Below are 16,047 nucleotides of genomic sequence, written 5' to 3' on the forward strand. Positions count from 1 at the left end.
GTAAATTAAACACTCAACATACTGTTTAGTGTCTCACTGACATTTTTTGATTTCACTTGAGATTTTAACGCCTCTAGTGATGCTTTCACTTCACTGCGTTGTGGTTCAGCCAAAGTATACCAGCGTGTCAATACTTGTAATAAACGAGAACCGACGATTGGGTTTTTCTCATCTAAGTATTTCGCCAATTCAACAAAATGTTGAACACCAAAACTCCATGTATTTACAGGATTAGCATTTAAACCACCGCTCACTGAACGTATACGGTTTGGTGTACCCAAATCATAGTCTACATGTGAAGTTAAATATTTGATTGTTTCAGCAGTTGCTTTTGGATGCGCAGCTTGAATCATAAACCATTGATCCAATGACAAATCCTCATCTTTAAAACGTGTATAAAAGTCTTGTAAAGCTGCTTTGGCTTGAGGAGCATCATTCCAAACTAAAACTTTCAATGCACCCAAACGTTCCGACATATTCATTGAGTTTTCATATTGAGTATAAGCCAAATCAAAAACCTCACGATCGCCTTGTCGTGCCATTAAACTCAACATAATATTTTTCAAAGCACGGACACCCATCGCTTGTGAAAATTCATGTTGTGAATCGGGATCAAGTGACAAATAAGTGTCTTTGGCAAAACGACCCAATACTTTTGCCAATTGATTTAAAAGTGCTTCACGCGCTTCATTGACAATCAATGGATTATAATCTTGATCAATGCGACTGCCCAAGTAACCTTCTGTAGGTACATCAAACAAACGAGATGCCAATAACGGATCTTTTTCAATTACATTCGGCAAAGTTTGTTGTATTGCGTCTACATAAATTTGGGCATCGTGACCATTGAGCAAAATACGTTCAAGTAAAGTTTGTGTCGCTTGCCATTGATTAAAACCATTGGTTTCGTATTGCAGTAAGAATGCCAGCTCTGCATCTGAATAATTAAATTCAAGATTTACTGGTGCAGAGAAATTACGCAACAAAGAAGCAATTGGCTTTTCAGTTATTCCTGTAAACTCAATGCTCGCTTCTGCTTGATCAAACAAATACACACCATCTTTCACATCATTTTCAAATAGAGCATCTGATTTCAGGGTATATTGCGCTCCTGTCTGCGCATTAAATAATGCCAAAGCAACAGGAATAGGCACCGCTTTTAAATTTGGATATTTAGCATGGGGTTTTAAACTTTGTTTAAAACTTAAACGGTAAGTTTGAGCAACTGCATCATACTCACCTTTGGCTTCAAGTTTTGGTGTTCCTGGTTGATTATACCAAATGAGGAATGCTGATAAATCTACCCCTGAACCTGCTGTCAATGCAGCAACCCAATCTTCAACTGTCACCGCTTGCCCGTCATGACGACGGAAGTACTCATCTGTACCTTTGCGGAATTTTTCTTTACCCAATAAGGTGGACATCATACGATTGATTTCAGCACCTTTCTCATACACTGTTGCTGTGTAAAAATTGTTGATCTCTACAAAATGATCTGGTCGTGGTGGATGAGACAATGGGCCCGCATCTTCTGGGAATTGATGTGCTTTCAGAACAGCAACATCATCAATTCGTTGTACCGCAGCAGATTGAAGATCTTCAGAGAAAGACTGATCACGGAAAACCGTTAAACCTTCTTTGAGACACAATTGGAACCAATCACGACAAGTAATACGGTTACCTGTCCAGTTATGGAAATATTCATGCGCAATCACAGATTGCACACGCATAATCGCTGCATCTGTCGTATATTCTTCATCCGCAAGCACACATGAAGTATTGAAAATATTCAGACCTTTATTCTCCATTGCCCCCATATTGAATTGACTGGTGGCAACAATCATATAATTGTCTAAATCATAAGCTCGACCATAATGTTCCTCATCCCAACGCATAGAATGCTTGAGTGCTTCCATTGCAATATGGCATTTTGGAATGTCCTTCTCTTCTGCATAGATTTCTAAAGCAACATCCCGACCTTCTGAAGTCGTATAACGATCTTTTAATACTGCGAGATCACCGATCACACAAGCAAATAAGTAAGCGGGTTTTTTAGTAGGATCTTGCCAAATTGTATAATGACGATCTTCACCAGTTTCACCTGCTTCAATCAAATTACCATTTGCCAAAAGTACTGGATATTTTTTGTCAGCCTCTACACGTGTGGTAAAAACAGACAATACATCTGGACGGTCTGGATAGAAGGTAATTTTTCGGAATCCCTCTGGCTCATTTTGGGTCACAAATAAATCAGTACCAGCGAGATACAGTCCTTCTAGCTGTGTATTGGTTTCAGGATGAATAATGACAACCGTTTCAACAAGTGCCTGTTCTGGCGCATTGCTGATAACGAGTTGTTCTGAATCCAACTTATACTCACTTTCTGTAAGTGGCTTACCATTAATTTTAATTGATTTTAATTCTAAATCACGCCCCAGCAAGACTAAATCGCCGACTGCTTGGCGTTTCATTACTAATTTTGAACTTACATCAGTATGGTCATCATAAACTTGAATATCCAGATGAATAGAATCTACAACATAGGATGGTTTCTGATAATCTTTTAAGTATATGGTTTGATCTGCTTCAACGATGGGGTTTGCCGCAATATTCATATGATGTCCTAATCCTATTGTTGAGTTTAGACGTAGTGTTGTGAATTTGATCATGCTTCAAATTTCACAATTTGTCTGTATTGTTTATTCATTTATATATGGGTGTAGTTGAAATTAATTTCAATCGTTTCAAAGCAAATGAATGCAAAAAACGTGCGAGATGCCCTTTATTTATACAAAAATAGCATTCTTGAATAGCATTGTTCGCTAGGCGCATTTAGAAATGATTTCTATAAGGGGAAACTAAATACTTATTTTTGACCAAGCGAAGAAGTCTCATGTATGTGCATATCGATCGGTGCACCCAATACAGTGAATTCGATTGAACCCAATCAGCGTTTTTAGTTTTTGAGTTAAAATCACGATTCGATAGTAGATATAAAAATTGAATAATAGACATATACACTTGTTATCAGAAGTTATAACCCTGTTTAGACAAGGGCAATAGCTGGAAAATTAATGAACAATGTGCAATATCAAGATATAGGAAAAAATATTAAAATGCTTAGGCTATTTATGATCACTTTATATCTCTTGAATATATCTGCATCTGCACAAGCGACAGCATCATACTTTTGCTTTAAAACAGAGCATCAGAAAAATATTTTGCTGGTTTCTGCTGAGGAGTTTCCTGAGATCAAAACGATTCAATATTATCCATATTTAAAAAAGATTGATTTGAAGTTTTCTCATTATGATGCAATAGATACAGCAACAGGCAGACCAAGCGAATTTCATTATTTTTATAAAGAAGTTATCAATAATCGATTGTTGGGAACTTATGAAGTGATTTATCAAGGTGCGATGTTCTATACAATCAACTATACCGCTAAAAATGATCGTCGCCCAACAAGATTTGAGAGAATTGATCATCTAGATCCAAACACACAGCAAAGCTTAAATCGACAAGGTATTGATTGCTTTTAAACGATATTTTTACAAAGAAACACGCAGAATAATGCTTTCTTAATCTGAAATTATGGATAATGGCTTTAAACGAAACAAAGATATGTCATTATGAAGTTGCGAACATTGTTCAGTGTGTGCTGTTTTACTTGGTTAGGACTTAGCACGTTTACCCATGCAAATCCTGAATTTTTAGCTCCAGATCAAGCTTTTCAATTTTCAGCAGAATCACTTTCAGAAAACAAAGCCCAATTGAATTGGACGATTGCACCTCATTATTATCTCTATCATGATCAATTCAAGGTCACTGTAAATAATAAAGCAGTACCATTTAGCTTACCAAAAGGACATATCAAAGATGATCCAACCTTTGGTAAAACTGAAGTTCACTATGAAAGTGTAAGCACCACTATTCAGGTTAAACCCAATACTCAATATGTAGTAATGTACCAAGGTTGCTCCGCTGATGGTTTATGTTATCCACTACAAAGAAAAAATATTGCTACAGATGCAGATGGTTTATTGCCTCAAAACAATACTGCATCTAAAAACATGCTGAGCAGTCGTACAAATAATTCCTTGTTGAGCCAATCTGAAACCGCTCCATCTCTAGATAAAAATATTAAAAATGATTCAGATCCTGCAAAAATCCCAACATCGAATGCAGATAATGCAGAAAAAAATTCAACTATAGCAACGACAACGAATGTACAAAAAAGTATTAATCAAGATCAATCCACTGAGGCTAGTGTAGATCCTAACCAGATACTGAGTTCAAGCGCTGTCATTACAAAAAAATCCAATTCCTCCCCCCTAAATGCTAATTCTTCAACAAATGACCACACAACGTCATTACAGTGGAATGATGATCAATCATTTTTTAAACTTTTATCAAAAGATTCATTGTTTCTGAATTTATTGGTATTTTTTGGTTTAGGAATTTTGCTTGCTTTTTTACCTTGCTCACTGCCCCTCATCCCGATTCTTTCAGGCATCATTATTCAACGGGCTAAAGGCTATAAAGCGGTAGTAATTGCCCTCTCCTTTGTGGTGAGTATGGCGGTCATTTACGCCATTATGGGAATTGTAGTTGCTGAGATCGGTTATAGTTTTCAACGCTGGTTCCAAAGCCCTTGGATTGTTTCATTATTTGCTGTGTTATTTGTCATATTGGCATTGAATTTATTTGGTTTATATCAGCTCAATTTACCGCAATTTATAACCAATAAACTCAGCAATCTACAAAACAATCAAAAAGCTGGCACCATTTTAGGTGCTGTGGTGATGGGTGCTTTATCCGCACTGATTGTAGGTCCTTGCATGAGTGCTCCACTGGCAGGTGCATTATTATTTGTTTCACAAACCCAAAATGCTGCTTTAGGTGGTCTCTATCTATTTATTCTAGGTCTAGGTATCGGCGTACCTTTATTTATTGCCAGTGTATTCGGTTCTAAATTATTACCAAAACCAGGAAAATGGATGGATCGAATCAAAGTCAGCTTTGGCTTTGTGATGCTCATGGTTGCGTTGTACTTTATTCGTCCAATGCTGCCTTCTACGGTTTATGCTGCAATTTTCGCTCTATTGTGTATCGCGCTAGCAATCTACTTATTTATTGCCTTGCGAGATAGTGAAAAAGTTGTCAATAAAGCCATACTTACAGTGATTGCCGTACTGAGTCTTTTTGCGGGACTTTGGAACATTCAACAAGGTTATGCTGCTTATCAAATTCAACATAGTCAATCCGAACATTTGGTCTGGAAGAAAGTCACTACCGCTGAACAACTTGAAAATGCTTTGGTTCAAGCAAAACAGCAAAATAAACCGATTATTATAGATGTTTATGCAGATTGGTGTGTGGCATGCCAACCCATTGAAAAAGAGGTTTTCCCACGTGTTGACGTACAGGATGCATTAAAGAATTTCACACTGATTCAGTTAGATTTAACCGAATATAATGCCTCACAGGACATTATTTTAAAACAACGCGAAATATTAGGTCCACCAACGATGTTGTTCTTGAATCATCATGCAGAAGAAATTCGTGAATTGCGCTTCACTGGAACTTTCTCAGCACAACAATTGCTCAAACAAACAGCACAAGTGCAAGAAATCGTGAACGCACAATGACCATGATAACCCTACAAGCCATTCATCTCGGTCCATTCATGCTACCTTGGACGCTGACGATCTTGATGGTCGCCATCTTAGTCAGCGTCATCATAGGAAAGTTGACTTACCGTTACTTTGAACTAGAAACTTCACAGTGGCCAACTTTTAAAGATTCGATTTGGACTGGGATTTGGCTTGGTGTGTTATGTGCACGTATAGGCTTTGTATTATTGAATTTAGAGGTTTACTTAGACCATCCTATTGAAATCATCAAAATTCAAGACAAAGGATTTAATCTTTATTTAGGCGTTATTACAGCTTTTCTCTGGATCATATGGAAAAATCGCTTGCTGAAAAAAAGCTTTATCCTATTGCTACTCACAATATTTAGTTTATTAAGTGTTTCAGCTCATTACACCTATCGACAAATACAACTGCAATATCAACAATTTCCTGACGTTCAACTACTGAATTTACAACAGCAACCTATCAAACTCACAAAATATTTAGGAAAACCGACTGTGATTAATCTATGGGCAAGTTGGTGTCCACCATGTAGACGTGAAATGCCCGTATTAAGTGCAGCACAGAAAAAATATCCCAATGTGAAATTAATCTTTATTAATCAAAATGAAGATGCGGTAACTGTGCAAAACTATCTGCAACGACACTCACTGCAACTAGATGAAGTTTTATTGGATACAAATGGTTCAACTGCTCAAAAAATGGGAATGTTTGGTTTACCCAGCACTTTATTTTTCGATGCACAAGGCAAATTAATCGATACACATATGGGAGAAATTACCCATGCTGCCTTACATCAAAAAATTCAAAACTTAGTTTCGGATTAAATGATGTCAACATCACTGATTTTGTCATGATGAGTTTTCAACATAAGGAGTTTCTTAATGATAGATTTAAAAACACTCGGTATTTACTCGTTGAGTTTGGTCTTAAGTGGCTCACTTTTTGCCGCAGATGCTGATTTTCTCAAAAATAAACTTGAAAAAGAAGGTTATAACTTCGTTAAAAAGATTGATGCCCCTGAAGGTATGGAAGGTTGGACAGGCTATAAAGACGAATATCCATCTACCTTATTTATAGCTAAAGATCAAAAACACTATATCGTGGGCGATCTTTTTGATGCATCTGGAAAAAATTTAACAGAACAAGCGATTAATACGCATGTTAAAGGTGCAGTCCTCGATGAGATTTGGAAAAGCTTAGAAAAATCCACTTGGATTCAAGATGGTGATACAAACGCTAAAAAAATTGTCTATGTGTTTAATGATCCTAACTGTCCCTACTGTCATACCTTTTGGCAACAAGCACGTCCATTTGTTGCATCTGGAAAAGTACAATTACGTCATATTATGGTCGGTGTGATTCGCCCAAGTAGTAAAGGGCAAGCAGCAACGATTTTAAATAGTGCAAATCCTGCTGAAATTTTTAAACAGTACAATCTAAGTAATGGTAAAAACAAATTGGTTGAAATGAAAAATCTACCAAAAGCGCTATCTGAAAAATTGGATGCCAATACTAAACTGATGGATAAGTACGGTTTTTATGCCACACCAGCAATGGTTTGGAAAGATGCCTCAGGTGAAATCCAGAGCCAACAAGGTGCACCTAAAGATATTCAGAAATTATTCAATGAGTCCTTATAGAGGCTGTTAACAATTTGTCTATATTTGCGACCAGATATTTTTTAGGCGATAGTAGCCTCGAAATACGACATTTAGTCATTCTAAATGATGAGAAATACTGTTGCAAGGAAATGACCAAGCAGCAAAAAACGCGAGTCTTTCACTGCAACTTACGCAGCAAACAAAGCATTACCTTATTCTTGCTCTGGGTTATGGACACCCTTACCAATCACTCACTTTGATCTTGCTGGCATGACATGGATGTTCTGCTTATATCATTGTTGGGCATTGCTTAAAATTTTCAGCGCATGATCTAAAGCTTATTAAGAACTTAAACTGTGTAATATATTCAACATAGCATGCTACATTACACTTTTATATTATATCCAAATGAATGCCTTCAACCGAATATACTTTAAGGTCTTTAATCCAAACAACTGATTTTAAAATAATTTTATAGCTTTTAATTGGATTTTATTTTTGATAAATCATGCAACAACTCCATTAATTGTTGGATCTTTTCAGCACCATATTGTTCTTTAATATTTTTATAGGACTCCTCCATTTTTAAGGCTTGGCTTTCAAAATAATTTCGACCTGCTTGGGTAAGTTTGATTAAGCTCACTCGTTGGTCATGTAAATCCTTACTTTTGATAATTAAATTCTGCTCAGCCATACGATTGACGATGCCTGTTAAACTTGGTCTTAAAATACAGGTTAATTCTGCCAAGTGGTTGTTCTCAAGCTCATCGTATTGATAGAGCGTACAAATCACACGCCATTGTTGCTCAGTTAAGCCCATCTCATTTAAAGCAGGGCGAAAATAGGTTTTGGTGGCTTCACGCGCCTGTACCAGTGCTAAAGTTAGCGAAGGTGATAATCGAATTGTTTTCATAGAAATCCTTTCATGAAACTCATGCGAATGGATAGGTAAATCGAGTTTTCATTCAATAGATCCAAATTGGTTTACTGTAATGATTTAAGTTAACTTTCTTTTTGTTACATCTAAATTTATATCAGATGTGAAATAAAATAAAAAATTAATTTTAATTAACAATAAAGTTTACTTTTTTTCATTCATCGCTTGAGTCTGGCATTTTTAATGGGCGGAATTACACAATATTGCTTTATTTTATTGAATACTTTACAGCCATAAATAAACTACTTTTCATCTTTATCAGATCGATTTACTTCGAATATTAGTTTTATTTTCCCCATAAAAAAACTCGCAATAAAGCGAGTTTAGGATACATCAATCGCGAAATTGACGATTAAAACAAGATGAATCAAAGACCAGGGAAAATCAACTATCATCATGTTTTAATGCCTTTATTATTCATGATTTCTAAAAAATTTCCTTGTCATTTTCAGCCAATTAAATGTCATTTCCTGACAAAATAAAATTTAAAGGATATTTTTGTTTATTTTTCAACCAAACAAAATTTTTCCAGTGCCACTCCTGAAATTTGCATGCTCTGCTTTTGTCGGTCCAAGAAATCATTGGCAATCATTAACATCATGTTTGCTGTATCCAATTGCAAATTTTCTTGAGAAATTTGCGCAATCCCTTGATATGCTTCTAAACGAGAACAAAAAGCTTTTCTCTGTTGATCCGCGTCTTGGTTTCCCATTATTTCATCATCTAGAATCTGTTTGGTTGCATTGACTTGAGCAGTATAATTTTGAATACGCTGGTTATATTCATCTTGTGTAAGTTTTTGCGTCTGGTCTTTAGCAAAAACTGATGTCATTAATCCAATACCCGTCATCACCAATAACTGCAAAATAAACTTATGCTTCATAAGCACGCCTTTTCATTTATATGACATCAGCTTTCCAAACATCCTCATAATCATCTGCATCAATCATAAAACGAAAGCCTTGCTCCAAAGCTAAATAAGGGATTGCATCTGGAAAAACGTCTTCTAATTCTTTTACACTAATGACATCAAAGAAGTCCTCACCTTCTTCTAACTCTCCCCCATAAATAAACCACGAAACATTTTCAGCATCGGGTTGTTTACGTAAACCCACAATCGGTTCTTTATTTAAAGTGTGTTTGGCAATTGCAACCAGATCTGTTTCATTGACTTTGATATAACGTGAATCAAACTCTTCACAGACCAATTTTTGTTCTTCTACAAAATCTTGCAACATATCTATTCTCAAACAACCTGATTTTGTGAGATTGTAAGCTGACAGTTTGACAATCACAACTAAATTCACATGCTGTTCAAACGATAGACAGCATTGCAAAAAATAAATAATTTGCTAAACTTGATTTTGTAACATATTCAAATTGGATCATTCGAGGTCAAACATAATGCAGCAATATTCACAGACAAAGTCTGGACTCGTTGACCTCAAAGCATATCCGAGATCTCGAACCACTCAACAGGACATGATCATCAAAGATGAAATATCCGCTCAAAACTTATATTTTTTTCACCCACATCTTAAAATAGAAATCCCCTATCCGCTTGAAACTGTTGCTGCAGGTTTTCCCTCTCCAGCACAGGACTATACTGAAAAGAAAATTGATCTAAATGAACACTTGATTCATAACCCTATTGCAACGTTTATTTTAAAAGTTAATTCTTTATCGATGAAAAATGCGGGAATTGAAATTGGTGATGAAATTCTGATTGATCGTAGTCTAGATGCTGAACATGGTGATGTAGTATTGGCATTAATCAATAATGAATTTACCGTTAAACGATTTATGCATAAAAAATTATCCACGGGCGCATATGACATTTGGCTTAAAGCGGAAAATCCAGATTTCCCCGATATTCATCCGCATAGTGAAGAGCAGATTATGATTTGGGGCGTTGTGACCTGTATTTTGAAAAAACTCAAATAAACTGCAAAATTGATTTTGCTACCTAATTAAATTAAAGCTACCCCTTCCTTATCTAGGATTGATTTGCATGGAAATTAAATGATATGACTGAATTATTGAGACGTTTAGCACTTTCGCATCAAGGTTTAATTTCTCAGCCTGCATTTGGTTTAGGCTTATCTGGAACACTTCAAACAATTCAACATCTAGGTTATGTGCAAATTGACACGATTTCAGTCGTCGAACGTGCTCACCATCATATCTTATGGAGTCGAGTTCCAGACTATCAGCCCAATCATCTAAATCAACTGGTACAACAACAACATATTTTTGAATATTGGTTCCATGCAGCATCTTATTTACCGATTCAAGATTATCGCTATGCGCTTCCTCATATGACATCAGTACGAAATGGTGAACATCGCTACTTTAATCGGGGTGATCAACATTTGATGAAAGAAATTTTAGCAAAGACTCGCGCTGAAGGTAGCATTCGTTTACGTCATATCGAGCAAGGCAATCGACTAAACTCAGGGGGATGGTGGAACTCCAGTTCAGCACGTCGTTCAATCGATCAATTGTTTATGCAAGGCGATTTGATGATATGCGAACGAAATGGGATGGAAAAGGTCTATAACCTGACTGAGCGTTGTCTCCCTAGCCAGCTCAACTTAACCATGCCGACGCTAGAAGAATATGCACGCTATTTATTTAATACTACGCTGAGAGCGCACGGTATATTTACCTGGAAACAATTACTGCATCTTAAAGTCGGCAGTCAAATTCGCGAAGCAATGCGTAAAATAGTCAAGGAACAACTGGATGCAGGCGTGATCATCCCCTTATCTCAGTTAGGTGATACCGATAAAGAAAGTTCAAATATTTATATTAAAACAGATGCTTTAGAACGCAAAGCTCAGATTGAATTAAAAGTTAAAATTCTGTCCCCTTTTGACAATCTTGTCATACACCGAGAACGTCTAAATACACTGTTCTACTTTGATTATCGTTTAGAATGTTATGTAACCCCAACTAAGCGACAATTTGGATATTTTTGTTTACCTATTTTATATGCTGATCAAATGGTGGGGCGTATCGACTGTAAAGCACATCGAACCAAAAAGGAATTTGAAGTATTGAATCTGCATTTAGAAGATCATTGCTTTAAAAATAAACATATAGATCATGATCACTTTCTCAATGCACTCAATGATGAACTACTTAATTTTGCGCAATTTAATCAATGCCCTAACTTAATAAACCACCCTAGTCAGCTTTTTAATCGTGCTCTACAACAATGTTCATAAGGTGAAAGATCAGCTCAAATCTGTATTTAAGCCGAATTAGAAAACCTACTCATCTACTACCAAACACAAGTACAGCGCCTCAATCCTTAATTGAGGCGCTGTACTTTTATTTATTCCGTAAATTAAGTCTGAATGCTACTTTTGCTGAGCTTTATTCTGACTTTGTTGATTATGTTGAGCCTGTTGATTTGATTGCTGATTTTGCTGCTTCTGTTGGTCCTGCTGACTTTGTTGCTTTTGCTGTTGATTAGATTGGTTAGGTTGACGTTGTGGGTCATTCTGCTGATTTTGTTGCTGGTTGTGTTGATTAGCCATTTTCATATCCATCCTTTTTACATGTTGGGATATGCCGTACAAATCGACGACAACTGTTAATTTAACGCGCTTATCATTAGAAACAAGCGTATAGATGTTTCATTTTTCGACATCGTAACGCCCTATATGAGATTCATGTTGTAAAAGAATAACTTCGAGGTTGAAGCTTTTTACGTGGATTACTTAAACCACGATGAAGCACAACAATCCTTACAAAGCGCTTTCTTGATCTACTGAATAGCAAAATTTTTATGCTGTGAAATTCAAGCTATCCACACCTATTTAAATTTGAATTTATTTTAAACATCTTTTAATATTTCACTTGAATTTGTAACTTTTTCAAAATCATCATGAGTGAACAAATTTTTGCTTTAATCGACATCAACAATTGTTATGTCAGTTGTGAGCGGATATTCAATCCAAGCTTAAACAATAAACCTGTCGTTGTATTAAGTAATAATGATGGCTGTGTTGTTTCACGCAGTAATGAAGCCAAAGCATTAAATATAGATATGGCTGTTCCTTGGCATGAAGTTGAAAAAGCAGCGAAAAAAGCAGGTGTTATCGCCTATTCAAGCAACTATGCTTTATATGGCGATTTCTCAGAACGTTTTTTTAAAACACTTAAGACCTTTTTTAAAGAGGATGATCTAGAACCCTACTCAATAGATGAATGCTTTATTAATTTAAGCTCTTATCGAGACTTATTTGACTTAGAAGAATATTGCCGCAGATTGGTGAAAACTATTCAAAAATGGTTAGGTTTACCGTGTTGTATTGGGATTGGTTATAGTAAGACGCAAGCCAAGCTTGCCAATAGTTTTGCAAAAAAACGGCATGGATTTGAGAATATTTGCGATTTGACTGGCTTAGATTTATGTAGCTTTGAAGCTTTGCTTCTCGAAACCAATGTAGCTGAGGTGTGGAGCATTGGACGTAAAACCAGCAAACGGTTACAAGCATATAATATTTATAATTGCTATGACTTAACTTTTGCCAATGAACACTACCTAGCACGAGAGTTCTCAGTGGTCATTGCACGTACTATTCGTGAGCTAAAAGGTCAATCCTGCATTGCTTTAGACGATCCTGAAATGCCCTCTAAACGGATTCTTTCTTCTCGAAGTTTTGCTTCAGCATTAACCAATGTTGAAATCATCAAACAGGCGATTATTTTTCATGTTAATCGAGCACATCAACGCCTTACTCGACAGCAACAACTCTGTGCAGTTGTGCATGTCTCTTTGTATGAAAAAATTCCTCAGGCACCTTATAAAAAAGCCCAAAGCAGTGTTTCAGGCTTGCCATATGCAACAGATGATTTGATGACTTTAACTAAGGCAGCATTGCAGCAAATAGATGTTTTATTTAAAGAAAATATCAAGTATGTAAAAGTCGCAGTGATGCTTTCTGCCCTTCATCACAAAAGCCAACACATCAATGACTTATGGCATCCCGTAGACTTTATTCAGCAACGTGATCAACTCATGGATACGCTGTCCAATATGAAGCAACGCTTTGGTCCTGATTGTATTCAAGTGGGTTACCATTCCAGTAGTGAAACATGGAAAATGCGTCAACAAAACCGCTCTCCAAGTTATACGACACGCTGGAGTGATATCTTATGTATTGATGATAGTCATATGGCTGTTACACAAATCAAATGAATAGTTTTGGTCACTCAGTTTAGAATGGAATCACTTTAAAACAATGCATGAAAATGTCATATTTTAACATTGCCATTTAACGACAAAATTTACATTATATATGCCGTACAAGGCACAGCATTTCCGCGACGATTCAAAGAAAATATAAAGTATTTGTGGAAAAACATGCCATAATATGCAAACTTTGCAGACATCTTGCAAAGATTTTTGCAACTTTTGAATTGGAGCAGTCTCAATGAGTTCGACCATTTTGGTCATTCACGGACCAAACTTAAACTTGCTAGGAAAGCGCGAACCAGAGGTCTATGGTCACCTCACATTGGATGACATTAACCAACAACTCCTAACGCAAGCTCAGCAAGCCAATATTACTTTAGATACTTTTCAAAGCAATTGGGAAGGTGCTGTGGTGGATCGTATTCATCAAGCACAACAAGACGGCGTCAAAATTATTATTATTAATCCTGCCGCACTTACACATACTTCCGTTGCTGTACGTGATGCCCTTTTAGGTGTCGCCATCCCTTTTATTGAAGTACATCTTTCTAATGTTCATGCACGTGAAGCATTTAGACATCATTCTTATTTATCAGATAAAGCCGTTGGCGTAATTTGTGGTCTTGGTGCTAAAGGCTATTCTTTTGCACTTGATTACGCTATCGACAAAATTCAATCTTCAACTCAATCATAATTTAGGAATACGAACCCATGGATATTCGCAAAATTAAAAAGCTCATCGATTTGATGATCGAATCTGATCTTCAAGCAATTGAAGTGAAAGAAGGCGATCAATCGATTGCTTTAACTCGTCGTAATCCTGTGGTTGCTGCTGGTGTAGCACCTGTTGCACTCCCAGCTGCTGAAGCACCAGTAGTTAAAGCTGCCTCTCGTGGTGCTGTAGAAACCTCACCTATGGTCGGCGTGTTCTATTCTGCACCAAGTCCTGGCGAAGCTCCATTTGTCAATGTTGGTCAAACTGTTTCTGCGGGTGAGACTTTAGGTATCATCGAAGCAATGAAAATTATGAACCCAATTGAAGCAACTCAAAGTGGTGTAGTTGAAGAAATTCTTGTAAAAAATGGTGATGTAATCCAGTTCGGTCAACCTTTATTCCGCTACCGCGCGTAATACCTCGGGGGTTGATATGTTGCAAAAAGTTTTAATTGCAAACCGAGGTGAGATTGCGCTACGCATCACTCGCGCTTGCAAAACTTTAGGGATTAAAACAGTCGGAATCTATTCTGATGCTGACAAAGATTTAATGCATTTACGTTTTTGTGATGAAGCCGTATGTATTGGTCCGGGTGCAAGTAGTGAAAGTTACTTAAATATTCCTGCCATTATTACAGCTGCAGAAATTACTGGTGCAGATGCAATCCATCCCGGTTATGGTTTTTTATCTGAAAATGCTGAATTTGCTGAAATTGTAGAAAGTTCAGGTTTTATCTTTATTGGTCCACGTCCTGAACACATTCGCCTAATGGGCAATAAAGTTTCAGCGATTACGGCGATGCGTAAAGCAGGTGTACCAACAGTTCCTGGTTCTGCACATGCAGTGACGCCAAACAATGCTTTGGCTGAAGCAAAAGAAATTGGCTTTCCATTGATCGTCAAAGCTGCTTCAGGTGGTGGTGGTCGTGGTATGCGTATTGTTGAACGTGTAGACACCCTACTCGAATCTGTTCAAGCTGCACAGCGTGATGCAGAAATGTGGTTTGGCGACGATACCGTTTATATGGAACGTTTCCTACAAAAACCTCGTCATGTTGAAGTTCAGGTTTTGGCAGATGGTAATGGTCAAGCAATTCATTTATATGACCGTGATTGTTCGTTACAACGTCGACATCAAAAAGTCCTTGAAGAAGCACCTGCACCTGGTCTACCAGAAGAAGCACGCGCTCATATTTTAGAAGCATGTGTAAATGCTTGTAAATTAATGCAATACCGTGGTGCTGGTACCTTTGAATTCTTATTTGAAGATGGCGAATTCTTCTTCATTGAAATGAATACACGTGTTCAAGTTGAGCATCCTGTGACTGAACAAGTCACAGGTGTAGATATTATTGAACAGCAATTGCGTATTGCTGCTGGTCTAGGTCTTAATCTTCAACAAGAAGATATTAAGATCGAAGGTCATGCCATTGAATGTCGTATCAATGCCGAAGATCCATCTACCTTCTTACCTTCACCGGGTAAAATTGAATCATTCTATGCACCCGGTGGCGCAGGGATTCGTTTAGATTCTCATATCTATCAAGGTTATAGCATCCCACCATATTATGATTCAATGATTGCAAAATTGATTTCTTATGGTAAAGATCGTGATACTGCGATTGCCCGAATGAAACAAGCTTTAGATGAAATGATTTTAACTGGGATTAAAACCAATATTCCATTACATAAAGATTTGATTCTTGAAGATAAGAACTTCTGTTCGCAAGCGATGGATATTCATTACCTTGAAAAACATTTATTAAAGCAACTTCAAGGTCATGAAAATGATGCTTAACTGATCTTTGCTTAACAAAAAACCTCTGTAAAATGGACTGAACCCCAAATCTTGGACAGTTTAGTTAACGCTGGATTGAGTTCTGAATTGAACAGGGCTCAATCCTTTTAGTTTAATTTGTATTCTCT

Annotated in this window: 15 protein-coding genes; 10 read left to right on the top strand and 5 right to left on the bottom strand. The window is 36.8% G+C overall.

Annotation, left to right across the window (positions count from 1 at the left end; translation table 11 throughout):
* Positions 1-5: 5 nt before the first annotated feature.
* Positions 6-2,615 (bottom strand): aminopeptidase N, encoded by a 2,610-nt coding sequence (gene pepN / locus F938_RS11315; RefSeq protein WP_005031896.1) that lies wholly within the window; start codon positions 2,613-2,615, stop codon positions 6-8.
* Between the two features lie 459 nt (positions 2,616-3,074).
* On the opposite strand from pepN, the gene F938_RS11320 reads away from it, so the two are divergent.
* From F938_RS11320 to dsbG, 4 genes are all read left to right on the top strand, one after another.
* Positions 3,075-3,542 carry a hypothetical protein gene (locus F938_RS11320; protein WP_005031898.1) on the top strand — a complete coding sequence of 156 codons (468 nt, stop codon included), beginning with the start codon at positions 3,075-3,077 and terminating at the stop codon, positions 3,540-3,542.
* Between the two features lie 90 nt (positions 3,543-3,632).
* Positions 3,633-5,651, top strand: a complete 2,019-nt coding sequence (gene dsbD, locus F938_RS11325) for a protein-disulfide reductase DsbD (RefSeq protein WP_005031900.1) — start codon at positions 3,633-3,635, stop codon at positions 5,649-5,651.
* The gene (locus tag F938_RS11330) at positions 5,648-6,484 is read left to right on the top strand and encodes a TlpA disulfide reductase family protein (RefSeq protein ID WP_005031903.1); all 837 of its coding nucleotides are present in this window, start codon (positions 5,648-5,650) and stop codon (positions 6,482-6,484) included. Before dsbD ends, F938_RS11330 begins: the two co-directional genes overlap by 4 nt.
* A 57-nt stretch (positions 6,485-6,541) precedes the next feature.
* Complete coding sequence (gene dsbG, locus F938_RS11335) at positions 6,542-7,300, top strand: thiol:disulfide interchange protein DsbG (protein WP_005031905.1); 759 nt, start codon at positions 6,542-6,544, stop codon at positions 7,298-7,300.
* Positions 7,301-7,742: 442 nt separating this feature from the next.
* Here dsbG and hpaR read toward each other — a convergent pair whose 3' ends face one another.
* From hpaR to F938_RS11350, 3 genes are all read right to left on the bottom strand, one after another.
* The gene (gene hpaR / locus F938_RS11340) at positions 7,743-8,174 is read right to left on the bottom strand and encodes a homoprotocatechuate degradation operon regulator HpaR (protein ID WP_004830512.1); all 432 of its coding nucleotides are present in this window, start codon (positions 8,172-8,174) and stop codon (positions 7,743-7,745) included.
* A gap of 526 nt (positions 8,175-8,700) precedes the next feature.
* The gene (locus F938_RS11345) at positions 8,701-9,081 is read right to left on the bottom strand and encodes a hypothetical protein (protein ID WP_004830511.1); all 381 of its coding nucleotides are present in this window, start codon (positions 9,079-9,081) and stop codon (positions 8,701-8,703) included.
* 16 nt (positions 9,082-9,097) lie between these two features.
* Positions 9,098-9,436: an immunity protein Imm33 domain-containing protein gene (locus F938_RS11350; protein ID WP_004830510.1), complete on the bottom strand. Its 339-nt coding sequence runs from the start codon at positions 9,434-9,436 to the stop codon at positions 9,098-9,100.
* Positions 9,437-9,602: 166 nt separating this feature from the next.
* Between F938_RS11350 and F938_RS11355 the strand changes: the two genes are divergently transcribed.
* Entirely contained in the window at positions 9,603-10,142 is a 540-nt protein-coding gene (locus tag F938_RS11355) for a LexA family protein (RefSeq protein WP_005031908.1), read from the top strand.
* Positions 10,143-10,225: 83 nt separating this feature from the next.
* Complete coding sequence (locus tag F938_RS11360) at positions 10,226-11,428, top strand: winged helix-turn-helix domain-containing protein (protein WP_005031911.1); 1,203 nt, start codon at positions 10,226-10,228, stop codon at positions 11,426-11,428.
* Positions 11,429-11,563: 135 nt separating this feature from the next.
* Here the strand turns inward: F938_RS11360 and F938_RS11365 are convergent, their stop codons facing one another.
* The gene (locus F938_RS11365; protein WP_174761299.1) at positions 11,564-11,743 is read right to left on the bottom strand and encodes a hypothetical protein; all 180 of its coding nucleotides are present in this window, start codon (positions 11,741-11,743) and stop codon (positions 11,564-11,566) included.
* 350 nt (positions 11,744-12,093) lie between these two features.
* On the opposite strand from F938_RS11365, the gene F938_RS11370 reads away from it, so the two are divergent.
* The 4 genes from F938_RS11370 to accC all read left to right on the top strand — a co-directional run bounded on the left by F938_RS11370 (position 12,094) and on the right by accC (position 15,919).
* On the top strand, positions 12,094-13,410 hold the full coding sequence (locus F938_RS11370) for a Y-family DNA polymerase (protein ID WP_005031913.1): 1,317 nt from the start codon (positions 12,094-12,096) through the stop codon (positions 13,408-13,410).
* A 235-nt stretch (positions 13,411-13,645) separates the two neighbouring features.
* The gene (gene aroQ / locus F938_RS11375; RefSeq protein ID WP_004830504.1) at positions 13,646-14,101 is read left to right on the top strand and encodes a type II 3-dehydroquinate dehydratase; all 456 of its coding nucleotides are present in this window, start codon (positions 13,646-13,648) and stop codon (positions 14,099-14,101) included.
* 17 nt (positions 14,102-14,118) lie between these two features.
* Positions 14,119-14,538, top strand: coding sequence for an acetyl-CoA carboxylase biotin carboxyl carrier protein (gene accB, locus F938_RS11380; protein ID WP_004830503.1), 420 nt, complete (start codon positions 14,119-14,121; stop codon positions 14,536-14,538).
* 16 nt (positions 14,539-14,554) lie between these two features.
* Complete coding sequence (accC, locus tag F938_RS11385; protein WP_005031915.1) at positions 14,555-15,919, top strand: acetyl-CoA carboxylase biotin carboxylase subunit; 1,365 nt, start codon at positions 14,555-14,557, stop codon at positions 15,917-15,919.
* Positions 15,920-16,047 lie beyond the last annotated feature (128 nt).

Source organism: Acinetobacter bereziniae LMG 1003 = CIP 70.12, from assembly GCF_000368925.1.
Classification (GTDB): Bacteria; Pseudomonadota; Gammaproteobacteria; order Pseudomonadales; family Moraxellaceae; genus Acinetobacter; species Acinetobacter bereziniae.